Genomic DNA, 23712 nt, shown 5'->3' on the forward strand with positions numbered 1-23712 from the left:
AACTAATTAGTTATTCGTTATAGTATACACATATAAACTTTATTTTTAAACAGGCTATGTAAGCGCTATAATTATTGCTGTAAGCAACTAGAGAGTATGCAGTAATTTAGTCAAACGGAGGTGTAATTATAAAATAGAAAGGAAGAAGTATGATTAAGATAAAAAAGACTATCTTTGCGATAGTTGCTACTTTATCTGCTAGTGGATGTTTGCTAAGCGCTCATAATCATGTTGATGCAGCAACTCAAGGAGTAAGTGAGCAGCAAATTAATGAGTACATTGATAAAGCTTCTCTTGAGCAAAAAGTAGGACAAATGTATGTTTCAAGAACACCGCAAACTCCTGGACAAGCACAACAAGATGTTGCTAAGTATAATCTAGGAGGCTTGATTGTTTATGATGCCGATATGAAAGGATTAAGTCAGGAACAATTCAAGCAAAAAATGGCAGACTATCAAAAATCAGCTCAAACTCCATTACTTATTGGAGTAGATCAAGAAGGCGGATTGGTCTCACGCTTAACTCATAGTGGCTTGATTGCTCAAAATGGTGATCAATTTGCTTTTCCTCGTAAGCAGTATGAAGATGCAGAAAAAGTTAATCCTGGTTCAGGGATGAAGGTTGTCCTTGAATATGCAAGAAAGAATGCCACTCTTTTGCGTCAATTGGGAATTAACTGGAATTATGCACCTGATGCTGATTATAGTAATACTACTGGTGGATTTATTTATGATCGAACCTTTGGTGGTGGCAGTTATCAAGCGACTGCAGATTACATTAAACAAGTTGTACCAGCATGGCAACATGATAATTTAGTCGCATCGACTTTGAAACATTTTCCTGGTTATGGTGATGCCGCAGATACACATACAGGATTTGCTACGCGTGAAGACTCTTTAAGAGATATTGAAACAAAAGATATGTTGCCATTTATTGCTGGAATGCAAGCAGGGGCAGACTCAGTAATGGTTACTCATGTGATCTACGATAAGATTGATCCTATTTATCCAGCATCTTTATCAAGAAAAATAAATAATCTGATTAGAGATTATTGCCATTATAATGGCTTGATTGTTACCGATGCACTGGAAATGGGAGCAATTACTGATTTTGCCAAAGCTCACGGCAATCTCCCTGTAGATGTATTAGCAGTCATGGCCGGAAATGATATGATTATGACTACCGATTATGCTACAGGCATTGGAGACATCGTTAAAGCTGTTAAAGAAGGTAAAATAAAAGAAAGTCAAATCAATGCCTCTGTTAAGAGAATATTAGATTTGAAGAATAAATTAGGTTTATTAACAGCAGATAGTTTAAATCCTAATAAACAAGTGGATCCAGGAAAGCAACCTGAAAATCCAGATCATCCTTCTAAGCCGACTGATCCAACTGGTTCTAAAAAAATTGTTCTAAATCCAGTAACTTATAATCAAGATAAATCTGTAGCTTACGTATCTGGTAAAATCGCTGATGCTGCAGCTGAAGGTTCAATGATTATGAGCGCAGTTGATACTAAAACTAATAAAGTTATTGCAACTGCAGTTGTCGGTGGTAAGGGAGAATTTACAATTAATGTTCCTGTAAAACAAGATAAGCAAGAAATAAAGATCATTTCAGATGATTCTGACTATGCTTTTATTACTACATCAATCGAGGGTAAAAATAAGGAACCAGAAATCATTGTAAATCCTAGTCAAGATGAACAACAACCTATCATTTCACAAGTTTCTGCAGTTGAAAAGACTGTAAACTATGTACCAGGTTATGGCGTTAATGTTTGGGCATTAAGTAATGAAAAAGCCATTTTTACACAAATGCGTATTAATGATGGTGTTAAAGTGAATATTTTTGATACTAAGGTTATTAATGGTGTTTCATATTCAAGAATTAAAGATGCAAATTCAGATTTATGGATTCAAACACAGTACTTAAGTGATCAAAATTCCACTTCAGAAAAGCCATTTAAGGGTATTCTAAAAGTGATTTATGATGGTAAAGGTAAGGTTAAGTTGACTGACAGTAAAGGTAGATATCAAGATGATGCTAAATCTACATTTGTTGCAAATGCTTCAAGATATAAAGTATTTGGAATGAAGACTATTAACGGTAAAATTTATTATCGCTTAGGAACTCAATTGCAATGGATTCCATCAAATTACTCGATGTTAATTAAATAAAGATTTAAACGCTTAACTTATAACAAAACCGCTTAGTGCATTTTGAGATGCAGTAGGCGGTTTTTTGTTTTAGGCAAAAATAAAAAACGATGGATTTTCATCCATCGTTTTGTCATAAGCAAATTTAATTTTTAGTACCAGCCGTGGCTAATCCAGAAGTTCTTAGCATTTACCCATGAACCGTAACGTGACTTAACGTAGTTGTTAGCAACGCGTTCCTGGTTGGCTGGTGAGTAGTTACCGCCTAAGTAAGCGGCAGATAATTGATATTTACCAATGTATTGACCGTTACGAGCGTTGTAGTTACCACCAGATTCACGCATTGCGATCCAGTTCTTGGCAGCAGCTTCAGCACTGTTAACTGATTGTGATGCAGCACTTTGAGCACGGACAGTACCATTAACAGTATATTTAGCCATGATCCATTGGTTTAAACCTAAGTCGTACCAAGTATTGCCTTGAGCATCCTTAGCTGACTTGATAACTTTGTATGATGAACCATGCTTTAAGTATTGGCCAGTTGTTTTACCGTTTTGAAAGTTGTTCCAAACTGCGATTCCGTAACCAGGTACGTAGTTAACAGTTACAACTTGGTTTGAAGCAGTTGCAGCTTGTACGTGGTTAGAAGTATTAGCAGTGTTAACAGCAACCAAACCGGTGAAGGCAATTGCAGTACCTGCAGATAATTTAATTAATGCGGACTTGAATTTATTCAAAATAAACTCTCCTTTTGATTTAATCATTTGTAAGTTCTTTAATTAGTCTTTTCTTAACTGACAGTCTTTATACTACATGCTCAATATTTCAGAACCATTACAAAACCAAGTCTTAAGTATTATAAAGAGATGAAAAAAAGCGTCGTATTTGTAAAATATAACGTTTTAAGGGTCAAATTATAGTATGTAATGTATTGATATGATGCGAAAAGATGGCTTTATTACATCTTGTAACAAAAAACTATCCTTAAAAAGGATAGTTAACGTTCATCTATTTCAAATCTTCTAGTGCCTTAGCAATTCCATCATGATTATTATCTAAAGTAACATTAGCAAATTTTTCTTGTAAATCTTTAGGAGCATTTCCCATTAAAACAGGATGTCCAACTACATCCAGCATATCTTCATCATTATAGTTGTCGCCAAAAGCCCAAGTATCTTTCATTGGGACGTCAAAAGCATCAGCCATAATTTTCACTCCGGCGCCCTTTTTAACGCCTTTGATCATGATCTCAAGCAGGTGTGGCGCAGATTTTACTAGATATAATTCGGAATATTTTTCTTCTAAAATAGGCTTCATCTTGTCTAAGACTTCTGGCTTGCCCATTAAAAGAACCTTATGGACGCCTTTGAGCTCTTTAATATGATTAATCGCAACTGGCAAGGATTTGACTTGGACGATCTCTTCCTCGCGTTTTACACGCGCATTAGGAGTTAGTGGAGAAAACCAATTGTAGCCGCTGTAAACATTCCAAGCAGTATCGGAATTGCTTCTTTCAACAAATTCACAAATTTCGGCAGCAGTTTGAGCTTTTATAAATTGTGAATTAAGCGGTTTGCCCATCTCGTCTAATACTAAGGCACCGTTATAAGCAATTAAAGGACAGCTATTAGTAATTTGACCAGCTGCAGTCATAATTGCCTTTGGCATTCTGGCCGAAACAGGAACAAATAAGTTACCACTCATAATTTGTTTTCTAATAGCATCGCGTGTTTTAGGAGTAACTTGTAAATCCGAATTAATTAATGTCCCATCGATATCGCTAAAAATAATTTTGGCAGTCATTGAACTTTTCCTCCATATAGTTGTTACTTAATTATAAACATAGAATTTAGGTAAAATGGGCAAAACGAGTAAAAATAAAAAAATTGAAATTTATAGTTGACTTATAAAAGAAATTTTACTATATTAATTAATGTTGATTGAGTAATTCAACTGGTTACATTGGACAACAAGTAAAAGTTCAATCAAATGGGTTATAGCCAAGTGGTAAGGCAATGGTTTTTGGTACCATCATGCGCTGGTTCGAATCCAGCTAACCCAATAGTTCAGTTCAGGTGTAGTGCCTGAGCTTTTTTTGTTTTTGTATATAATTTTACTCAAAAAAATAGTATTCTGAAGGTGTAATTTATATTTTCACGTAAAAGAGGTAAAATTATGAGAAAAGTTGCAGTTATCGGAATGGGACATGTTGGTGCTACAGTTGCTTACACATTGTTTACCCATGGAATTGTGGATGAGTTAGTTTTGTTAGATAAAAACGAAAAGAAATCCACAGCTGAATATAATGACTTAAGAGATACTTTAGCTAGAAATAATTACTATGTTGATGTTGAAGCAAATAACTGGGATGAATTGAAAGATACTGATATTATCGTGACATCTTTTGGTGATATTGCAGCAACTGTTAAGACTGGTGATCGTTTTGGCGAATTTGATATTAATGCAGCTAATGCTAAAGAAGTTGGTCAAAAGATCAAAGACAGTGGCTTTAAGGGAATTTTGATCAATATTTCTAACCCATGCGATGCAATTTCTACTATTTTACAAGAAACAACTGGTTTATCTAAAAAGCAGGTCTTCGGGACTGGGACATTTTTAGATACCGCTAGAATGCAAAGAATTGTCGCAGAAGAATTAGATGAAGACCCACGTAACGTTCAAGGTTTTGTTTTAGGTGAACATGGTGCTTCTCAATTTACTGCTTGGTCAACTGTTAGTGTTAATGGTAAAAAGGCCACTGAATTATTTGATGAAGAAAAATTGGAAGAGCTTAGTGCGCAACCTAATAAAAACTCAATGAAAGTTGCTTTTGGTAAGGGATATACTTCTTATGCAGTAGCAACTTGCGCAGTTAGATTAGTGCAAGCTGTATTTAGCAATGCAAGATTATTTGCACCAACTTCAGTATATTTGCCAGAAGTTGAAACTTACATTGGCTATCCAGCAATTATTGGTCAAGATGGCGTTGAGAAAGTGATTAAGCTTGAACTTACTGAACAAGAAGAAAAACAACTTCACGATTCAGCAGATATTATTAAAAAGCATATCGCCCAGTTGAAATAAAACTATATAATAAATGCAACAAAGAGCCTAATTCACAAGGCTCTTTTTTTAAATTCTGAAATAGATGATGTTAAAATGTAGCTGAAAGCAAGAGAATGAAAGCCGGTCATATTATGTTTAAAAATCTCCATGTTACTAACCCAACTTATAAAAAAATGATTTCAGTTGCTTTATCGCTAGTTGCTTGCGGTTTGCTTTTTGCAATTCCAAATGTCGCCCAAGCAAGCGCAACTAGCGAACTTGCTAATGAAACTATTCCAGTAAAAGAAAATTATGAAAATGTAGTGCAATCTCGAACAGTGACTCAAACTATTTATTATCAATATGAAGATGGAAGGGAGGCTGCTCCAACTTATAAAGCAAGCGTTGTTTTTAAACGTATAGATATTCAAAATGATCAAAATCGAGCTATTGTCAATCTAGGCGGTCAATGGGTTCCAAATAAACAAACTACTCAAGAAGTTACAAGTCCCCAAATCGATGGTTTTATTCCTGATCAAAAAAGTGTGAACTCTAAACTAATTGATCCGTGCACTCAAGATCAAGTGACTGTGGTAACTTATCATCGCACCTTAGCTCAAAATGAAGCTGCAAATTCAATTAATAATAGTAGAAAACAAAATAATACAAATAAAGCTATTAACAAGCAAGTTCTGCTTCCCGTAGTTGTTCATGAACAAGCTAAAATGCCAAGTCATCAAAAAACTGCAAGCCCTGTTAAAAAAGAAAATTCTGAAAGCATCAAAGTTTTACCAGAAACAGGCGAGAATAAGATGACAATGATCACATATTTAGGCTTTATGTTAGTACTAGTAGCCACTTTTTTTGAAACTTACTTAGTTAGTGAAAAAAATTAATTTTTTGACTTGCATTTATTTTTAAATTCAAGTATTATATCTAAGTAACGTTTCGGAGGCCTAGCGAAGTGGCTAAACGCGGCGGTCTGTAAAACCGCTCTCTCTGAGTTCGGTGGTTCGAATCCACTGGCCTCCATTGCTGGATTTATCCAGCTGGTTGCATTGAACAACAAGTAAAAGTTCAATCAAATGGGTTATAGCCAAGTGGTAAGGCAATGGTTTTTGGTACCATCATGCGCTGGTTCGAATCCAGCTAACCCAATAGTTCGAAAGAACACCCAACCCGAGAAAAAGAGGTCATCATTGATGACCTCTTTTCTTTGTAGTTTCAATTAAAATCCTGATTCGACTTCGCCGTTCCAACTACTGAACCCATCGGTTACATGGGTGATGTTAGTGTAACCGCGTTTTTGCAATTGATTGCAGGCGTGTTTTGCGCGGCTTCCTGCGTGACAAATGAAGTAGTACTTATCATCTTTAGGGAAGTTAAATTGATTGATTTCTTCCACAGGAAAGTTAATACTTTCAGGAACGTGTCCAAAAGCAAATTCAATTGGAGTACGAACGTCGATTAAGTGGATATTTGGATTATCTAATAAAATTTTTTTAAGTGTTTTTGTTGATATCTTGTGCATGGTTAACCTCCAAGAATTATTTAACCAACAAAATTTGCTTAATCAGAGAAAATTTTATGAATTTTTTAAGAAGAAAGGATCATTGAATGACAAGACTGGTTAAAGTAGGGTCGCGTGGACATGAAATTGAATGGAAGCAAGCTCTCAAGACACTAAAAGCAGATGATGTCTTGTTACTAGAGCCAGGCTATTATCAATTACCACAAGGATTAGACGTGACTGATTTAACTATCAAGGGAACAGGGGCAAGTCCTGAAGATACGGTGATTGAGAGCTTTTTCACTTTAGGTCCCGACTGCAACTTTTTTACTGTAGAAAATGCTTGTATCCAAGCTAAGGCTAAAAACAATGCTATTTTTGTTGAAGAAGACGCAGATACGTATCTTACTTTAAGAAATGTCGTTTTACGTGGAAACGAAGACGATACTGCTGGTATTGCTGTTAACGGGCGCTGCACGCTAGAACTGTTTTCTACTAAGGTCTTGAATGCCAGTGTTTCAATGTTTAAGAAGTCTAATTTTAGAATTACCATGAATGATTCTTTGATTGATTATCCTTCAGAAAAATATTCAGCTATTGGCGTGCAAGGTAAAGGGACAGCTATTATTTCGCATTCGCAAATTAACGGCAGTATCAGCACTTATCCAGGCTCTAATAGCGAATTAGACTTGAACAATTCTATTGTAAAAACAGCCTTAATTCATGGCTCGACTTGGATGAATATGCTTAATTCGCAAATTTTGTCAGAAGATGACGCTGGTTTTTACATTTCAGATGAATCCTGGGTAAATATTGTAAATTGTCAGTTTGCTGGCGGTATCTTTATCGATAAAAATACTAGAACTATCATGCAAAACTCTCAACTTGATCGAATTATTTGCTGCGATAAATCTAAGTTAACATTGATCAATGACGCTGTTATTAGCCATGCTGATTTTCAAGATAATAGTGTTTGCGATGCGTCACGGACTGCTTTTTCTGGTAGTAATGAATTTGAGTTCTTCTTAGCTTTGAACAAAAATGCCACTTTAAGTGGAAAAGATTTAGTTTTCAATCCTAATGAGACTGTGATGGCAGTTCAAGATGACTCTCAGGTGAAAATAAGCGTTCTTTCAAGCAGCAGCGATGATTTGGATATTGAATGCAATAACATTGCTAACGTTGATATTTCGGGTATTAAGTGGAATGCTAAAAAAAGTGACAAGTAATGGTATTTACCAATTAGACCAATTTAAGATACAATAGGATATAGTAGACAGTAACTATAATGGAGGCGGATGTCATGCAAGAACCAATGTATATTAAAATTCATAATCAAATTAAAAAAGATATTGAAAATAAAAAGTATACTGTTGGACAAAGGATTCCTGCAGAACGGCAACTAGCCTTGAAATTTAACGTTTCTCGGATGACTTTGCGTCAAGCAATCAAAACTTTAGAAGATGAAGGAATTTTGGAACGAAGACTGGGTAGCGGTACTTATGTAGCTAGTCAAAAGGTTCAAGAAAAAATGTCAGGCGTCATGTCTTTTACCGATATTACGCGTTCTAATGGACAAGTTCCTTCTAGTCGCTTGATTTCTTATCGCGTAACCAAGCCATCATTATCTGAAAAAGAAAAATTGAAGATTGAAGATACTGATTTAGTATTAAGAATGGAACGTGTGCGTTCAGCTGATAATGTTCCAATCTGCTATGAAGTGGCAACCATTCCATTTAAATTAGTTTCTAAGTTTTCAAAAGATGAAATTTCAACTAGTTTGTATAAAACATTGGAAGAAAAGGGAAGCTATAAAATCGGCAATGTAACTGAAAATATCGGAGCTAGTGTGGCTAGCGAAAATGATGCTAGACTTTTGTCTGTGCATAAGGGCGAAGCATTAGTTACTAGACGACAGGTAACTGAATTATCAAATGGGGTACCGTTTGAATATGTTCGCGCTTCATATGTTGCCGAAAGATTTGAATTCACATTTGCTAAATAATCAAGCGAATATAAAAGACGTAGTTTGCATGATTGCAGACTACGTCTTTTTTGCTATTTAAGGTCTTGCTTAATCTTAGTAGTAGAAATTCCTGGTGTTCTTGGTAAGTAAACCACGTTGCAGTATGGCTTTAAAAAGTCGAATTGACCTTTCCAGTCATCACCCATGACAAAAGTATCAATATCGTATTTTTGAACGTCTTTGACTTTTTGATCCCAGTCTTCTTCTGGAATAACTTCATCCACGTAACGAATTGCTTCTAAGATATATTTTCTTTCTGCATAATCGTTATAAGCTTGTTTGTGCTTTTTAAATTCATTGAATTCATCAGTTGATAAGCCGACGATTAGGTAATCTCCTAATTCTTTGGCACGCTTTAATAAACGCACATGACCATAATGTAATAAATCGAAAGTTCCGTAAGTAATTATCTTTTTCATAGTTATCTCCCTTATAGATATTTATATTTTAACAAATGAGAAGTGAAGAAATAGTAAAAGTTTTAATTTTTTTATTTAAAGATTAGGGAGTTTGATAGAATATTTATAATTAGGAGAAATTATGAAAAGCTTTTTATTTACAATTTATTTATCGTGTATCAAATTCATTTTGAAATTTACCAAAACAAGACCAGATCTTTATGTAATCTTAAATGGTGGAGGTAGATCGGGATCTAATGGATATGTATTTTATAAATACCTCAAAAAAAATCATCCCGAAATTGAAGCAGTGCTAGTAGAGCCATGGCCAAGCAGCCATTTGTCTTGGTCTACTTGGAAAAAGATTGGGCAAGCTAAATATTTATTTACAACTCACCAACCTTTTAAAATTAAAAAAGGTCAAATTTGTACCTGTTTTTGGCATGGAATTCCATTAAAGCGGATGGGCTTTATGGCGGCTAATGATAGCTACGCAAATGACGTTAAGAATATGAAAGTTTGGCAAAAACAAGCCGACCGCGTTGTTTCAAGCAGTCCTTTGTATGAAACTTTAATGACCGCTTGCAGTGCAATTGAAGGCGAAAAATACGTCGAAACCGGCTTTCCGCGCATAGATGCTTTATTTGATAACCAAGTTTCTAAAGAAAACTTATTAAAGGATTTGTTTAATGCAAACGATTCGCAAGCAAAAATCGGCATTTATATGCCAACATTTCGCTTTGAATTAAATGATGCAACTGTAATGCAGAAAATCAAATCAGGTAACTTTTTTGCTTTTGATGATTTTAATGGCGCAAAGTTAAATGAAGAATTGAAGAAAATGCATCAATTCTTAATTATTAAGCTTCATCCATATGAAATGAAGTTGGTTTCAAGTAAGACAAACCTATATTCAAATATCTGTTTTTTAAATAATTCATATTTAGAGGATAAAGATATTGATTTGTATGAGATCTTAGGTGCAACTGATTATTTGATGACTGATTTTTCATCAATTTATTTTGACTACTTGCATTTAAATAAGCCGATTTACTTTATTACGAATTATCTGAAGCAATATCAAAAAATCCGTGGTTTGCTGCTTGCTCCTTATCAAGATGTTGTGCCAGGTGCATGCATTAATGATCAAGAGCAAATGGTTAAAATTTTGCAGCAAGATCAAGATGAGTTTGCAAAAGCTCGTAAGTATTGGCTTGATTTAACTTATACAATTGATAGGCAGCATAATTGTCAACGAAATTTTGAAAAAGTTACTAGTTAGGTGAGAAGTTTTGAAAAAAACATTACTCAATATTCTTTACAACGCAGTTTATCAGATATTTTTAGTTCTCGTTCCGCTAATTACGGTGCCTTATTTATCCAGAAATTTAGGACCAAGTACTTACGGTATTTATAGTAATGTGAACAACACCATTCAATTTTTGATGGTTTTTTGTTCCTTATCTATTTCTTATATTGGGATGAGAACTATTTCGCGTACTCGCGCCCATAGTACGCCACAAGAATTAACCGAAGCTTTTTGGGGCTTATGGTATTTTCAAGCATTAGCTAGTGTGATTATGATCTTAGCTACTGTATTATTTGTAACTATTACAAAGGTTAAGTACTGGAACTATATTTTGTTAATGATCCCATTTATGATCTCAGCACAATTAGATATTTCATGGTTTTTCCAAGGGCTTGCTGAATTTGGAAAAGTTGTTTTGAGAAATACGATTGTTAAATTATGTTCTGTAGTACTTATCTTTTGGCTGGTTAAAAATCCTAGCGACTTGTGGAAATATTTGCTTATCATGTCGCTATCGACATTAGCTGGATCGCTCGTTTTTTGGATCAACATTCGTGAATATGTGGGTAAACCTGTTAAACATTTCTATCGTCTAAAAGAATCAGTTATCGCTATTATTACCTTATTGATTCCTCAAATTGCTACCCAAGTTTATACTTCTTTGGATAAGCCAATTCTAGGTTTGTATCAAAATTCAACGCAGGTTTCTTTTTATGATAACTCGCAAAGAATTTCTAATATGATTTTGGGCGTCATTACTAGTATTACCTTAGTTATGATGCCGAAGATGGCAGCAGAAGGAAAAGAAACGCAAAAAGTTGTTTTGAAAAAATCGCTTGAAGTAACTGTGATGTTGGGATTAATTTTTGCGGTTGTTGTGATGGTCAACACTAAACAATTTGTGCCATTCTTTTTCGGCAATAAATATATTCCGATGACCAATTTGATGTTTTGGTTTACTTTGACGATTGTGATTATTCCGCTAGGAGGAGTTTTTGCTAATCAGTTTGCTTTAGCCAACCAGCGTGATAAAGAATATGCCATTCCAGTGGTAATTGGGGCTATCTGCGAAGTCGTTTTAACTTACTTTTTAGACCGTAGTTTAGCTGCAACAGGAGCTTTGATTGCGATTTTGATCACTGAATTAGTAGTATGTTTATTACGTGTCTGGATTGTACGCGACGATTATGAATTTACTTATGTTTTTCATGATATTCCCAAGTATTTCTTGATTGCCTTAATTACCTTTGGAATCGGCATGGTTATTCCCAACATTATTCCTTCCGCATTCTTAAATATGGCATTTAAGTCGATTGTTGTGATGGCAATATATGCTGGATTAATGTTTATCTTTAAATTTGATCTTAATAAAGACATAATTTTATTAGTTAAAAAATTTTTCAAAAAAGCTTAGGAGGATGTTATGCCTAAAGTTAATGTTTTAGGAGTAGACTTTGATAACTATTCTTTAGAAGAGTTTAAAAACCAGTTTATTAGTCGCTTGAATAATCATTTATCAACGATGATTGTGACGGCTAATCCAGAAATTGTGATGCTTGCCAAGCAAGATCCTAAATTTATGAAATTACTCCAAACAACTCCTGATTTTATTACTGCAGATGGAATTGGTGTGGTTTTAGCTGGAAAAATGCAAAAAACGCCTTTAAAAGAAAGAGTTACCGGCTATGATTTATTCACTTGGTTTATGCAGGTCGCAAATTTGCGCCATTTAAGAGTTTATTTAGTAGGCGCTAAGCCCGAAGTAATTAAAGCCGTTAAAGAAAAAATTGCTAAAGATTACCCAGGAATCGTTTTAGTTGGTGCACAAGATGGCTATTTTAAAGATGATTTAAAAACCATGGCACAAAAAATTGAAGCTACTAAACCTGATATGGTTTTTGCAGCAGTTGGTTTTCCAAGGCAAGAGCAATTAATTTCTATTATGCGAAAAGATAATTTGCCCGCTTTAATGATGGGCGTTGGTGGAAGTTTTGACGTATTTTCCGGTCAGGTAAAACGGGCACCTGAAGCATTTCAAAAGACGCATTTAGAGTGGTTTTACCGTTTGATTACTAACCCAACTAGATTTAAGCGGATGCTAGCTTTGCCTAAATTTATAGTTGAAGTTGAGAAAAATAAAAAGAGCAAGTAAAAAGCTATTTTAGAAAGAAAAAATTTAGATGAAAGTTTTACATGTAAATGCTGGTCTTGAAAAAGGCGGAGGATTATTTCACATTGTAAATTTATTAACGCAAGCCAAAAAAAGTGGCGAAGATTTTGAATTGCTTACTTTGGCTGATGGTCCTGTTGCCAAAGCTGCTAAAGCTAATGGCATCAAGACCACTATTTTAGGCACTAAGAGTCGCTATGACTTAGGGTCTTTAAAGCGTTTGACGAAATTTATTAATGACAATAATTTTGATATTGTGCATAGTCATGGAGCACGTGCTAATTTGTATCTTGATTTAATCCATAAAAAAATCAAAGCTAGGTGGATTATTACGGTTCACTCTGATCCGTTGAAAGATTTTGAAGGGCGCGGTTTTATTGGGGATGTCTTTACCAGATTAAACGTTAGAGCTTTAAAGCAAGCCGATGGTATTTTCGCGATTACGCAAAATTTTGCAGATTTATTAGTGGATAAAGTAGGCATCGCAAAGACCAAGATCTGCGTAATTTATAACGGTATTTTTTTCCATCCGAATGAAGAAATTCCTGCTAAATATGATCATCCTTACTTTAACGTGGTAAATGTTGGGCGAACCGAAAAAGTTAAAGCTCAAGATATGCTATTAAAGGCTTTAAAGCAGGCTGATAATTCTAATATTCATTTGCATATTGTTGGCGACGGCTCGCAGTTAAATAATTTAAAAGCTTTAGCGCGAGATTTAGGAATTAGCGAGCAAGTGACTTTCCACGGCTTTTTAAGTCATCCAGAAATTGTTGAACTTTATCGCAAGATGGATTTAGCAGTTTTGACATCATATTCTGAAAGTTTCCCTTTGGTTTTACTAGAAGCGAGCGATAATTTGTTGCCGATTTTATCAACGAGCGTGGGAGATATCCATAAGATGATCCCAGATAATCAGCATGGCTTTATTATTAAGATTGGCGATCAAGATAAATTAGCTCAAGATTTAGTTAGCGCAAGCCAAATGCCAAAAGCTAAGTTGAATCAAATGGCAGAGCTTGAAAAAGAATATTTGAGTCATAATTTCTCAATGCAAAACCAATTAACGGCAATTAAAAATTATTATGAATCGATATTGGATGAAAAATAAAATGATTACAAAAAGTCGGAAGTTAAATATTTTAGTTGGGATTATCTTTTTCATACCTTTGATTGAGCAAATAGCTACAAGCTACGATGATCGAATTCAATTTGCATTTTTATGGGAATGCGCATTAGGCTTAGTATTACTATTAGCTATTTTTTGGAATGATTTACGTGATTTTGATCAATGGTTTTTAGAAAAAGCGACTAGTGCGTTGACCATTTCTTTGACTTTGATTAATATTGGCAGTCAATTAAATTGGTACAGCGTAAATATCGGTAATTATATTTTTCAACTAGCTTTCATTGCTTATACTCTGAGTCTATATTTTACTGAGCGACATTTTAATATTAAAAATATAATTTTGATCTTCTTAAATATGAATGTCTTGGCTAATTTTATGACTAAGGGTGGGGCAATCTTGATTTTGCTTGTCTCAATTTTGGCTTTGGTATTATATTTTGAACGTTTCTTAATTACTCATACTGAACAATTTCGCTTGTTAATTTTACTCACGTATTTAATTACTTCTTTAGTAGCTGTTGTGTGGGTAAGTGCTGAATTACCTGATTTTCATATAAATAATATAAACTGGCAAATTGAAGCAATTGGCTTAGTTTTAATTATCTTTGCAGCATATTTTTTATTAAGGAATAAAGAAAAATTATACTTAACTACTCATATTGTTTTTGGAACGATTATTTATTTAGTAGTGGGGCAAGTAGTATTAATCTTGGCTCAACCTTCAATGCTCAATGTGACATTTTTGGTATTGGCATTTTTGATTTATTTGAGCTTATTAAATTTTCTGGGAAATATTGCCTTAACTCAAACTAAGCGTAAAATTTCTGTTATTATTCCTACTTATAATGGTGCTGATACTATTGTCGAAACTTTGCAATCAGTTAAGATTCAAACTTACCGTGATTGGGAAGTAATTATAGTCGATGATGGTTCGACTGACGACACTGAAAATGTGGTTAAGCATTATCTCGCTTATAATGATTTGCCTGTAAAATACATCAAGCAAGATAACCAAGACCAACTCAATGCAGTTAAGCATGGCTTGAAATACGTGACAGGCGATATTTGTTATATCTTGCACTCAGATGATGTTTTGTACGATTCAAATGTCTTTTATCGTGCAATGAGCGCTTTATGCGGCGAGAGATGCGATGGTATTTTTATTGGAATTCAAGAAATAGATGGTAAAGATAAGCTAGGCAAGATCTTGCGTACTAAGTCTTATTACAATAGCGAAACTACTGTTGCCAAGATGGCCTTAGCTTTTGGTAGAAATCCATATGTAGATTTTACTTATTGGCGTAGAGAAGTTTTTGAAAATCAGGTTAAACAAAACTACTTAACGGATAATTTGCCTGCTTGGTATGATGCCAGAACCAATCACGGTTTAAAGATGGCTAACAGTAATTTCATTGGCTTAAAATATCGCGTTTTTGAAGGTAATTATTTAAATTCAGCTGATGGAAGCGTGAATGTTTTATCCGGGGAATTACGTACTCTGCACCATATTTTGAGCAGATTATATATTCCGCAGTTTAAGTTCCAATCTATTTTTTATCGAGCATTTAATAAATTCGCTTTGTCGAGTATTTGTCCAGTTTTCTTTAAACAAGGACGTACAAGTCTGAAAAACATTACACCAACTGTTGCCAGCAGACGTGTTTCAGATTTGTCTAATCCATACGTCAAAGCAATTGTTGACTTTAGTCAAAATTATGACGTCAAAAAAACGGCAGATATTATAATTCCAGAAGATTTGCAAATTTTTGATGGTGCTGACATTCGATTATTTAACCGTCAGCTTAGTCAAAATAAACTTGCACCGTTTTATTTTGAAATAATGAAGCTTATTGGCCGAGGAACTGGTACAATGCGAGTAGCGCAAAAAGATAAAGAAAAAATAGCAAGAATTCTAGAATTCTTCACTATAAAAGATTACGTAAAAATTGAGGTAAAAAAATGATTCCTAAGATTATTCATTATGTTTGGGTAGGAGGCAATCCGAAACCTAAGAAAATTCAAAAATGTATGAAAACCTGGAAAAAGCATCTAGGCGATTACAAAATTATTGAATGGAACGAAAGTAACTTCGATATCCATGAAAATAAATATGTTGAACAAGCTTATAAAGCCAAAAAATGGGCCTTTGTGTCTGATTATATTAGAGCTAAAGCAATTTATGAATATGGTGGAATCTATTTAGATACTGATGTTTTGGTATTGGACGATTTGCACGAATTGTTGAAAAATCGCGCTTTTGTTGGTTTTGAAAATAAAGATAATCCATTCACTGCAGTTTTTGGTGCAGAACCACATCACCGTTTAATCAAAGATATGCTTGATTATTACAACGATCGTGATTTTGCGTTTGATACTCAAGATCAAATGGCTGGTGTAAACACTGTTTCAGTATCTGATATTTTAAAAGAAAAATATGGAGCTAAGCCTAACAATAAAGAACAATGGCTTCCATACGGCATCCACGTTTATCCAGATGGTGTTTTATGCAATCCATCTGCTAATTCTAAGACAATTCACGTCTTTACTGGTACTTGGATGGAAGGTGCAAAGCCATTAAAGCGTAAAATCGTTACTAACTTAAAGCTTCAAATTAAGACTCCATTTGAAGCTGGCTTATATGCAAAAGTATTTCGATAAAAAATTTGCATTGCTAATTTTAGCAATGCTTTTTTGCTATCTGAGCCTGATTGATTATAATTATAGACAAACATAAACATAAACATATAGAAAGATATTTAGTGAGGGAAAATGTTAAACACAAATATTGATCAAGATGATTCTTTGATCTTGCATACGGATTTATATGAAATTAACATGATGTACACTTATTTCAAAAAAGGAATAAGTGAACGTAATGCTGTATTTGAAGTTTTCTTTAGAAAAGAACCATTTGGCAATGGCTATGCATTAAACGCTGGTTTGAGTCATGTAATTGAGTACTTAAATAATTTCCATTTTTCAGAGAGTGATTTGCAATATCTTAAAGAACAAGAAAATTACGATGATGATTTTATTGATTATCTTCGTAATATGAAATTGCAATTAACAGTGCGTTCTGCTCTTGAAGGTGAATTAGTTTTTGCTCATGAACCAATTATGCAAATTGAAGGACCATTAGCTCAATGTCAGCTTGTAGAAACCGCAATTTTGAATATTATTAACTTCCAAACTTTAATTGCCACCAAGGCTGCTCGAATTAAGGTCGCTGTCGGCGATGACGGCTTAATGGAATTTGGTACGCGTCGTGCTCAAGAAACAGATGCTGCTATCTGGGGTACGCGTGCAGCCTACATTGGCGGGTTCGATGCCACAAGTAATGTCAGAGCAGGAAAATTATTCGGTATTCCAATTTCTGGAACTCATGCTCACTCTTTAGTTGAATCCTTTGATAGCGAATATGAAGCTTTCAAAGCTTACGCTGAAACTCATAAAGATTGCGTATTTTTAGTAGATACTTACGATACTTTACGAAGCGGTGTGCCAACTGCTATCAAGGTTGCTAAAGAAATGGGTGATAAGATTAATTTCTTAGGCGTCAGAATCGACTCTGGTGATATGGCTTATATTTCTAAGAAAGTTAGAAAGCAACTTGATGATGCTGGTTTTAGGGATGCTAAGATTTTTGCTTCTAATGACTTGGATGAAAAGACTATCCAAAACCTTAAGATGCAAGATGCAAAGATTGACGTTTGGGGAATTGGTACTAAGTTAATTACAGCTTTTGATCAACCTGCATTAGGTGGAGTTTATAAGTTAGTGGCCATTGAAGATGAAAATGGCAATATGCGCGACACTTTAAAGATTTCTTCTAATGCTGAAAAAGTGTCTACTCCAGGTAAAAAACAAGTATGGCGCATTCAAGCAAATTCTGAAAAGAAAAATGAAGGCGACTGGGTTTCTGAATATGATGAAGATCCACGCGACTTTGAAGCATTATTTATGTTCCACCCACAATATACTTATATTAATAAAGTGGTAACTGATTTTACTGCGCGTCCGCTACTTCAAACTATCTTTTTAGAAGGCGAGCAAGTTTACCACGAACCAAGCCTTCAAGAAGTTAAAGAGTTTGCGGCTAAGAACTTAGATGGTTTGTGGGATGAGTATAAACGTAGCTTAAATCCACAAGATTATCCAGTGGACTTGTCTCAAAGACTTTATGATCATAAGATGAACTTGATCAATGATATTAGAAGCAAAATTATGAAGCGAGGCTATTAGTAAATGAGACCTTTACAAGAAAAAATCGTAGCTTATGAACATGTAAAACCAGAAATTGATCCAAAAGAAGAAATTAGAAAGTCAATTGATTTTTTAAAAAATTATTTAAAAGAAAATCCTTTCTTAAAGACCTATGTCTTGGGAATTTCTGGTGGTCAAGATTCAACTTTAGCTGGAAAATTGGCTCAAATGGCAATTAACGAAATGCGTCAAGAAACTGGCGATTCATCTTATCAATTTATCGCAGTGCGTCTTCCTTATGGCAAGCAAAATGATGCAGACGACGCAGCTGACGCTGTTGCATTTCAAAAGCCAGATCAAGATTTAATCGTTAATATTAAAGAACCAGTTGATGCGCTTGTTAAGGTGATTGAAGCAACAGGTCAAAAGATTACTGATTTTAATAAAGGCAATATTAAAGCGCGTCAAAGAATGGTTGTTCAATATGCCATTGCTGGAGCTAATTCAGGCGCTGTAATTGGGACTGATCATGCGGCGGAAAACTTTTCCGGTTTTTACACCAAATACGGCGATGGTGCTGCAGATATTACGCCACTGTTTCGTTTAGATAAGCGGCAAGGTAAGCAAATGCTTAAAGAATTGGGCTGTCCTGAACATTTATACATGAAAGCTCCAACTGCAGACTTAGAGGAAGAAAAGCCAGATTTACCGGATGAAGAAGCACTTGGCGTAACTTACAATGAAGTCGACGACTATCTTGAAGGTAGACAAGTTAGCGATAAGGCAGCTGAGCAAATTGAAAAATTGTGGAAAAAGAGTGAACACAAGCGCCACTTGCCAGTAACAATTTTTGATGACTTTTACAAGCACAACTAACTTGCTAAAAATCCATACTTTTTACTATAATAGTATACGTAATAAGGGAGTAACGGCAAGCGATTGCGGCAAGCCCAACAACCGAGAGCTCCAGCTCTCTGGACTTGTCTTAATGAGTGAGACTTATGCACCAGAGATGGGCATAAGTCTTTTTTCGTAAGGAGGAAAGTTGTGAAGTATTACGATGAAAATATCCCTGATGTGGAAAAGGATCTTGAGACATCTTTAAAAACAGGGTTAAGTAATGAAGAGGCTAAAAAACGTCTTGAAAAATATGGCGAAAATGCTTTAGCTTCTAAGAAAAAACGTAGCATGGTTGCGCGCTTCTTTGATCAATTCAAAGATTTTATGATTATTGTTTTGATTATTGCAGCGATTGTTTCAGGTATTGTAGCTCAAGAATGGACTGATGCTGCAATTATCATGATCGTTGTTTTGATCAATGCTTTGCTTGGAACTTTCCAAGAAGCGAAATCTGAAGCAGCTATTGATGCGTTGAAGGAAATGTCAACGCCAAGTGCGCATGTTAGAAGAAATAATGTCATCTTAGAAATTCCAAGTACGGAAATTGTTCCGGGTGATGTTGTTTTACTTGAAGCTGGCGATGTAATTCCAGCTGATATGCGTTTAACTGTTGCTAAAAGTTTGAAGATTGAAGAATCAGCCTTGACTGGTGAATCAGTTCCTGTGGATAAAAGCAGTGAAACCTTGCCTGACAGTGAAGTGGCTTTAGGCGATCGGATTAACATGGCTTATGCCAATACCAGCGTCACTTACGGACGTGGCGAAGGTATTGTCACAGCAACTGGAATGAATACTGAAGTTGGTAAGATTGCCACGATGCTTAATAATGCCGACGAAACCGATACTCCTTTAAAGCGTAATTTAAACCAACTTGGTAAGACCTTGACAATTATGATTTTGGCAATTTGTGCCATTGTCTTTATTGTCGGAGTATTAAAGGCTAACCCAGCTGAACGAAACTCGACTTTGATGATTAACATGTTTTTAGTGGCGGTTTCATTAGCGGTAGCTGCAATTCCTGAAGGATTGCCAGCAATTGTAACGATTATTTTAGCTTTGGGTACGCAGACAATGGCTAAGCATAAGGCTATTGTCAGAAAGCTACCTGCAGTTGAAACGTTGGGTGCAACAGATATTATTTGTTCTGATAAAACTGGTACTTTAACGCAAAATCAAATGACTGTGGAAAAAGTTTACTACAATGGCGTTGTCCACAGTGAAGATCAAGAAATAAGCGAAGATAATCCGGCTTTGCTTTCAATGATTTTGGCCAACGATACGCAAATTGAAGAAGGTGGCCGTCTTTTAGGAGATCCAACTGAAACTGCATTAATTCAATATGCCTTTGATGAAAATATTGATGTGCAAGAACTTCTTCAAAAAGATAAGCGTATTCAAGAAGTACCGTTTGATTCAGTACGTAAGTTAATGTCGACTGTTAATAAGTTTGGAGATAAGTATTATGTTGCCGTTAAAGGTGCTCCAGATGAGTTATTAAAGCGTGTTACTTCAGTAGAAATCAATGGTCAAGTAAGTCCGATTACCGATGAGCAAAAACAAGATATTTTAGCTGCCAACAAGGATATGGCACAAAATGCTTTACGTGTGTTAGGACTTGCTTATAAATACGTGAATAAGCCATATGACGATCCAACAACTGATAATGTTGAACAAGATCTAATTTTTGCTGGTTTGGTAGGGATGATCGATCCAGAAAGACCAGAAGCAAAAGCTGCTGTGGCAGAAGCTAAAAGAGCGGGTATTAGAACAGTTATGATTACTGGGGACCACCAAATTACCGCTGCTGCAATTGCGAGTCGTTTAGGCATTTTACAAGAAAGTCCTGATAAAAATAAGGCTGTCATTACTGGTGCTGAATTAGATAAATTATCAGATGATTACTTTATTAAACACGTTTCTGACTATAGCGTTTATGCCCGCGTTTCTCCAGAAAATAAAGTTAGAATTGTTAAAGCATGGCAAGCAAATGACAAGATTGTTGCCATGACTGGTGATGGTGTTAACGACGCTCCAAGTTTAAAGCAAGCTGATATTGGTATCGGAATGGGTATTACTGGTACTGAAGTTTCTAAAGGCGCTAGCGATATGGTTTTGGCGGACGATAACTTTGCTACTATCGTTGAAGCCGTTAAGCAAGGTCGTAAGGTATTTAGCAATATTCAAAAAGCCATCTTATACTTAATGAGTTGTAACGTTGGTGAAGTTTTAACGGTATTTATGATGACGATGCTAGGCTGGGATATTTTAGAGCCTGTGCAATTGTTGTGGATTAACTTAGTAACTGATACTCTGCCAGCTATTGCCTTAGGTGTAGAACCTGTGGAAGATGGAATTATGGATCGTAAGCCACGTGGCAAGAAGTCTAACTTCTTTAGTGGCGGTGTAGCAAGTTCGATTATTTATCAAGGAATTTTGGAAGGCGTTTTAGTATTAGGAGCTTACCAATTTGGCTTGCATGTTGGACCGCATATTAATAATCCACAATTGCAACACGGGGATGCTTTGACAATGGCCTTCTTAACTTTAGGTTTGATCCAGTTATTCCATGCCTTTAACTCCAAATATATCCACCAATCAATCTTTAGAAAGCACACCTTTTCAAACAAGTGGTTTAACGGTGCAATTTTAATTGCTGCAGTAATTATGGCCTTTGTTGAATTGCCATTTATGACTAAGTTATTTGATGTAACTGAATTAGATCCAATTCAATGGTTAGTTGTTTTGTGCGCTGGCGTATTGATGATTTTGATTGTTGAATTAGTCAAGTTAGTTCAACGTTCAATGGGTAAGAGATAATAAATTTTAATATTGATCCTAAGCAAAATTTTGCTTGGGATCTTTTTTTATTTGGTTTAAAATGCTGATATGAATGAAAATGAATTACAAAAATTAGTGGAAAATATTTCTTTAAAATATTTTAATCGGCCATTTGTTCACTGTGTAAAAATTAATAACCGTATGCGAACAACTGGTGGAAGATATTTTTTAACTGATCATCACATTGATATCAATGGACACTTTCTACTGCCACAATATTATGATGATTTAATAGGTATTATTAAACATGAATTGACTCATTATCACTTGCACTTACTAGGCTTAGGCTATAAACATCAAAATCGTGATTTTAAAATTTTATTAGCTAAAGTAGGTGGATCGCGTTACGCCCCCGATATTGGCTTAAGAAATAAAAGAAAAATCAATTATGTTTATGAATGCATCCAATGTCATTTAAGATATCCGCGCGTTAAAAGAGTTAATACAGCTCGTATGAGATGCGGTAAGTGCGGTGGTAAATTAAAAATGATTATTAATAATAAGGAAAAATAAAAAAGATGTTTGCTTATTTCGCAAAATTCTGGTATATTATTTGAGTACGCGGGCGTGGCGGAATGGCAGACGCGCAAGACTAAGGATCTTGTGATCGCTTTTAGATCGTGGAAGTTCGAGTCTTCTCGCCCGCACTTATTGGAGGAAGTCGTAAATGCGGCTTCCTTTTTTGCTAGAGAAATAAATGAAGTTAAGGAGCTTGCTGGAGATGACAAGTAAGAAAGTACAAAAGATAACTATCGGAGCTATTTTTGTTGCTATTTTAATTATTCAATCCTTTATTCCATACTTAGGTTATATTAGAATTTTGCCTGCCTTACCATCGATTACAATTATTCCGCTGACGATTGCGATTGCGGGCTGTTTGTTGGGCGTGAGTTTTGGCACGACCATGGGACTTGTATGGGGATTGTTGAGCTTAATTTTGGCATATACGCAACCTGGCGATATGGTATCTTTGATGCTGTTTCAAAATCCATTTATTGCTGTAGTTCCTAGAGTAGCTGCTGGTTTTGCTGGAGCAATGATTGCCCAAGCAGCTAAAGACGATAGTAAAATGCAAAAAACTTTTGTTTTTGGAGCTAGTGGTTTAGCAGTTTCTTTAATTAATACACTTTTAGTAATTGGGTTAACCAGTTTATTTTTTGCCCATGATCCAAGTGCTTTGCTTCATAATTTGGGTCAAGCTAGTTCTCAAGCTCCGTTAATTTGGATTTTACTAGTAGCTTTAGGGATGAATGGAATTGTTGAAGCGATTTTTACAGCTGTCGTAACGCCAATTATTGTTATTCCATTAAAGCGTTTTTTAAGTAAGAAGATGCGATAGAGTATGCCTAAAAGGTCAAGACAAAATAAGGCAAATTTATTATTACTGAAGGTTTTCGCATTTGCAATAGTCTTTGTGGTGCTGATGGCTGGCTTATATTACCGTCACCAAATAAATGTCCAGCAAATTCAGCAGCAAGAATTACTAAAACAGCGTGCTATGCAAAGTCGGCAAAATTTTGTTAAGGTAATCGCACCAATTGCTCAAGCTGAAGACAAGCCATATGGAATTTTGCCTAGCGTTACAATTGCGCAGGCATGTTTAGAAAGTAATTATGGGCAAAGCGATCTGGCTAAAAAGTATAATAATTTGTTTGGCGTTAAAGGCACAGATCCTAATACTAGCCAAGTGATGACGACGCAAGAGTTTGTTAATGGCCACTGGGAGACAATTCATGGTCGCTTTCAAATCTATGATTCTTATCAAGCGAGTATCCATGCTCATACCATGTTATTTGTTAATGGGACGAGTTGGAATTCTAAACAGTATCAGCACGTATTAGCAGCCAAAGATTATCGCTCGCAAGCAAAAGCTTTAGAAATAGATGGCTACGCCACAGACCCTGGTTATGCTAATAAAGTAGTTTCGATAATTGAACAATATAATTTAACGCAATACGATAATTAGTAGCTTGTCTAAAAGATAGGCTACTTTTTTGATATAATGGATAAGTCAATTTTTACTGT

At 35.2% G+C, this 23712-nt stretch carries 21 protein-coding genes and 4 tRNA genes; 21 read left to right on the forward strand and 4 right to left on the reverse strand.

Translation table 11 applies throughout. The features are described 5' to 3' along the window. The first annotated feature begins 149 nt into the window (after positions 1 to 149). Positions 150 to 2180: a glycoside hydrolase family 3 protein gene (locus tag BN55_RS06125; protein WP_008471100.1), complete on the forward strand. Its 2031-nt coding sequence runs from the start codon at positions 150 to 152 to the stop codon at positions 2178 to 2180. 131 nt (positions 2181 to 2311) lie between these two features. On the opposite strand, the gene BN55_RS06130 is transcribed toward BN55_RS06125, so the two are convergent. Both BN55_RS06130 and BN55_RS06135 read right to left on the reverse strand, forming a co-directional pair. Further along, complete coding sequence (locus BN55_RS06130) at positions 2312 to 2923, reverse strand: aggregation-promoting factor C-terminal-like domain-containing protein (RefSeq protein WP_040469417.1); 612 nt, start codon at positions 2921 to 2923, stop codon at positions 2312 to 2314. A gap of 244 nt (positions 2924 to 3167) precedes the next feature. Next, positions 3168 to 3962, reverse strand: coding sequence for a Cof-type HAD-IIB family hydrolase (locus BN55_RS06135; RefSeq protein ID WP_008471102.1), 795 nt, complete (start codon positions 3960 to 3962; stop codon positions 3168 to 3170). A 187-nt stretch (positions 3963 to 4149) separates the two neighbouring features. On the opposite strand from BN55_RS06135, the gene BN55_RS06140 reads away from it, so the two are divergent. The 5 genes from BN55_RS06140 (at position 4150) to BN55_RS06160 (ending at position 6362) form a co-directional block, all read left to right on the forward strand. Next, positions 4150 to 4221, forward strand: a tRNA-Gln gene (locus BN55_RS06140). A 113-nt stretch (positions 4222 to 4334) separates the two neighbouring features. After that, entirely contained in the window at positions 4335 to 5243 is a 909-nt protein-coding gene (locus BN55_RS06145) for an L-lactate dehydrogenase (protein ID WP_008471104.1), read from the forward strand. A 95-nt stretch (positions 5244 to 5338) separates the two neighbouring features. After that, the gene (locus BN55_RS06150) at positions 5339 to 6100 is read left to right on the forward strand and encodes a mucin-binding protein (RefSeq protein ID WP_008471106.1); all 762 of its coding nucleotides are present in this window, start codon (positions 5339 to 5341) and stop codon (positions 6098 to 6100) included. Between the two features lie 54 nt (positions 6101 to 6154). Continuing rightward, a tRNA-Tyr gene (locus BN55_RS06155) sits at positions 6155 to 6236 on the forward strand. A gap of 54 nt (positions 6237 to 6290) precedes the next feature. Then, positions 6291 to 6362, forward strand: a tRNA-Gln gene (locus tag BN55_RS06160). 70 nt (positions 6363 to 6432) lie between these two features. Here the strand turns inward: BN55_RS06160 and BN55_RS06165 are convergent. Next, positions 6433 to 6735, reverse strand: coding sequence for a rhodanese-like domain-containing protein (locus BN55_RS06165; RefSeq protein WP_008471108.1), 303 nt, complete (start codon positions 6733 to 6735; stop codon positions 6433 to 6435). Between the two features lie 86 nt (positions 6736 to 6821). Here BN55_RS06165 and BN55_RS06170 point away from each other — a divergent pair, with 86 nt between their 5' ends. Further along, positions 6822 to 7943: a hypothetical protein gene (locus BN55_RS06170; RefSeq protein ID WP_008471109.1), complete on the forward strand. Its 1122-nt coding sequence runs from the start codon at positions 6822 to 6824 to the stop codon at positions 7941 to 7943. Positions 7944 to 8017: 74 nt separating this feature from the next. Beyond that, the gene (locus tag BN55_RS06175; RefSeq protein ID WP_008471110.1) at positions 8018 to 8719 is read left to right on the forward strand and encodes a GntR family transcriptional regulator; all 702 of its coding nucleotides are present in this window, start codon (positions 8018 to 8020) and stop codon (positions 8717 to 8719) included. Positions 8720 to 8772: 53 nt separating this feature from the next. Here the strand turns inward: BN55_RS06175 and tagD are convergent, their stop codons facing one another. After that, positions 8773 to 9159 (reverse strand): glycerol-3-phosphate cytidylyltransferase, encoded by a 387-nt coding sequence (gene tagD, locus BN55_RS06180; RefSeq protein ID WP_008471111.1) that lies wholly within the window; start codon positions 9157 to 9159, stop codon positions 8773 to 8775. 121 nt (positions 9160 to 9280) lie between these two features. Here tagD and BN55_RS06185 point away from each other — a divergent pair, with 121 nt between their 5' ends. The 13 genes from BN55_RS06185 to BN55_RS06245 all read left to right on the forward strand — a co-directional run bounded on the left by BN55_RS06185 (position 9281) and on the right by BN55_RS06245 (position 23653). Further along, positions 9281 to 10420 carry a CDP-glycerol--glycerophosphate glycerophosphotransferase gene (locus tag BN55_RS06185; protein WP_008471112.1) on the forward strand — a complete coding sequence of 380 codons (1140 nt, stop codon included), beginning with the start codon at positions 9281 to 9283 and terminating at the stop codon, positions 10418 to 10420. Positions 10421 to 10430: 10 nt separating this feature from the next. Next, positions 10431 to 11861, forward strand: a complete 1431-nt coding sequence (locus tag BN55_RS06190; RefSeq protein ID WP_008471113.1) for an oligosaccharide flippase family protein — start codon at positions 10431 to 10433, stop codon at positions 11859 to 11861. A 9-nt stretch (positions 11862 to 11870) separates the two neighbouring features. Further along, complete coding sequence (locus BN55_RS06195) at positions 11871 to 12599, forward strand: WecB/TagA/CpsF family glycosyltransferase (RefSeq protein ID WP_008471115.1); 729 nt, start codon at positions 11871 to 11873, stop codon at positions 12597 to 12599. Between the two features lie 28 nt (positions 12600 to 12627). Beyond that, entirely contained in the window at positions 12628 to 13728 is a 1101-nt protein-coding gene (locus BN55_RS06200; protein WP_008471116.1) for a glycosyltransferase, read from the forward strand. 1 nt (position 13729) lies between these two features. Further along, on the forward strand, positions 13730 to 15709 hold the full coding sequence (locus BN55_RS06205; protein WP_008471117.1) for a glycosyltransferase family 2 protein: 1980 nt from the start codon (positions 13730 to 13732) through the stop codon (positions 15707 to 15709). Continuing rightward, positions 15706 to 16404 carry a glycosyltransferase family 32 protein gene (locus BN55_RS06210; RefSeq protein WP_008471118.1) on the forward strand — a complete coding sequence of 233 codons (699 nt, stop codon included), beginning with the start codon at positions 15706 to 15708 and terminating at the stop codon, positions 16402 to 16404. The genes BN55_RS06205 and BN55_RS06210 overlap by 4 nt, the downstream gene beginning before the upstream one ends. Before the next feature lie 111 nt (positions 16405 to 16515). After that, positions 16516 to 17988, forward strand: coding sequence for a nicotinate phosphoribosyltransferase (locus tag BN55_RS06215; RefSeq protein ID WP_008471120.1), 1473 nt, complete (start codon positions 16516 to 16518; stop codon positions 17986 to 17988). A gap of 3 nt (positions 17989 to 17991) precedes the next feature. Beyond that, positions 17992 to 18825 carry an ammonia-dependent NAD(+) synthetase gene (gene nadE, locus BN55_RS06220; protein WP_008471121.1) on the forward strand — a complete coding sequence of 278 codons (834 nt, stop codon included), beginning with the start codon at positions 17992 to 17994 and terminating at the stop codon, positions 18823 to 18825. Positions 18826 to 18996: 171 nt separating this feature from the next. Further along, positions 18997 to 21666: a calcium-translocating P-type ATPase, PMCA-type gene (locus BN55_RS06225; protein ID WP_008471122.1), complete on the forward strand. Its 2670-nt coding sequence runs from the start codon at positions 18997 to 18999 to the stop codon at positions 21664 to 21666. Between the two features lie 69 nt (positions 21667 to 21735). Further along, the gene (locus tag BN55_RS06230) at positions 21736 to 22200 is read left to right on the forward strand and encodes a SprT family protein (protein ID WP_008471123.1); all 465 of its coding nucleotides are present in this window, start codon (positions 21736 to 21738) and stop codon (positions 22198 to 22200) included. A 48-nt stretch (positions 22201 to 22248) separates the two neighbouring features. Further along, positions 22249 to 22334 (forward strand) — tRNA-Leu (locus tag BN55_RS06235). 74 nt (positions 22335 to 22408) lie between these two features. After that, entirely contained in the window at positions 22409 to 23026 is a 618-nt protein-coding gene (locus BN55_RS06240) for an ECF transporter S component (RefSeq protein WP_008471126.1), read from the forward strand. 3 nt (positions 23027 to 23029) lie between these two features. Then, positions 23030 to 23653, forward strand: a complete 624-nt coding sequence (locus tag BN55_RS06245; protein ID WP_008471127.1) for a glycoside hydrolase family 73 protein — start codon at positions 23030 to 23032, stop codon at positions 23651 to 23653. The last annotated feature ends 59 nt before the right edge of the window (positions 23654 to 23712 follow it).

It is taken from the genome of Lactobacillus hominis DSM 23910 = CRBIP 24.179, assembly GCF_000296835.1.
In the GTDB taxonomy this organism is placed as follows: Bacteria; Bacillota; Bacilli; order Lactobacillales; family Lactobacillaceae; genus Lactobacillus; species Lactobacillus hominis.

Excerpts from the sequence above, each read along its gene's own strand:
- BN55_RS06125 (WP_008471100.1), top strand. The coding sequence starts at position 150 with ATGATTAAGATAAAAAAGACTATCTTTGCGATAGTTGCTACTTTATCT.
- BN55_RS06130 (WP_040469417.1), bottom strand. The coding sequence starts at position 2,923 with ATGATTAAATCAAAAGGAGAGTTTATTTTGAATAAATTCAAGTCCGCA.
- BN55_RS06135 (WP_008471102.1), bottom strand. The coding sequence starts at position 3,962 with ATGACTGCCAAAATTATTTTTAGCGATATCGATGGGACATTAATTAAT.
- BN55_RS06145 (WP_008471104.1), top strand. The coding sequence starts at position 4,335 with ATGAGAAAAGTTGCAGTTATCGGAATGGGACATGTTGGTGCTACAGTT.
- BN55_RS06150 (WP_008471106.1), top strand. The coding sequence starts at position 5,339 with ATGAAAGCCGGTCATATTATGTTTAAAAATCTCCATGTTACTAACCCA.
- BN55_RS06165 (WP_008471108.1), bottom strand. The coding sequence starts at position 6,735 with ATGCACAAGATATCAACAAAAACACTTAAAAAAATTTTATTAGATAAT.
- BN55_RS06170 (WP_008471109.1), top strand. The coding sequence starts at position 6,822 with ATGACAAGACTGGTTAAAGTAGGGTCGCGTGGACATGAAATTGAATGG.
- BN55_RS06175 (WP_008471110.1), top strand. The coding sequence starts at position 8,018 with ATGCAAGAACCAATGTATATTAAAATTCATAATCAAATTAAAAAAGAT.
- tagD (WP_008471111.1), bottom strand. The coding sequence starts at position 9,159 with ATGAAAAAGATAATTACTTACGGAACTTTCGATTTATTACATTATGGT.
- BN55_RS06185 (WP_008471112.1), top strand. The coding sequence starts at position 9,281 with ATGAAAAGCTTTTTATTTACAATTTATTTATCGTGTATCAAATTCATT.
- BN55_RS06195 (WP_008471115.1), top strand. The coding sequence starts at position 11,871 with ATGCCTAAAGTTAATGTTTTAGGAGTAGACTTTGATAACTATTCTTTA.
- BN55_RS06200 (WP_008471116.1), top strand. The coding sequence starts at position 12,628 with ATGAAAGTTTTACATGTAAATGCTGGTCTTGAAAAAGGCGGAGGATTA.
- BN55_RS06205 (WP_008471117.1), top strand. The coding sequence starts at position 13,730 with ATGATTACAAAAAGTCGGAAGTTAAATATTTTAGTTGGGATTATCTTT.
- BN55_RS06210 (WP_008471118.1), top strand. The coding sequence starts at position 15,706 with ATGATTCCTAAGATTATTCATTATGTTTGGGTAGGAGGCAATCCGAAA.
- BN55_RS06215 (WP_008471120.1), top strand. The coding sequence starts at position 16,516 with ATGTTAAACACAAATATTGATCAAGATGATTCTTTGATCTTGCATACG.
- nadE (WP_008471121.1), top strand. The coding sequence starts at position 17,992 with ATGAGACCTTTACAAGAAAAAATCGTAGCTTATGAACATGTAAAACCA.
- BN55_RS06230 (WP_008471123.1), top strand. The coding sequence starts at position 21,736 with ATGAATGAAAATGAATTACAAAAATTAGTGGAAAATATTTCTTTAAAA.
- BN55_RS06240 (WP_008471126.1), top strand. The coding sequence starts at position 22,409 with ATGACAAGTAAGAAAGTACAAAAGATAACTATCGGAGCTATTTTTGTT.
- BN55_RS06245 (WP_008471127.1), top strand. The coding sequence starts at position 23,030 with ATGCCTAAAAGGTCAAGACAAAATAAGGCAAATTTATTATTACTGAAG.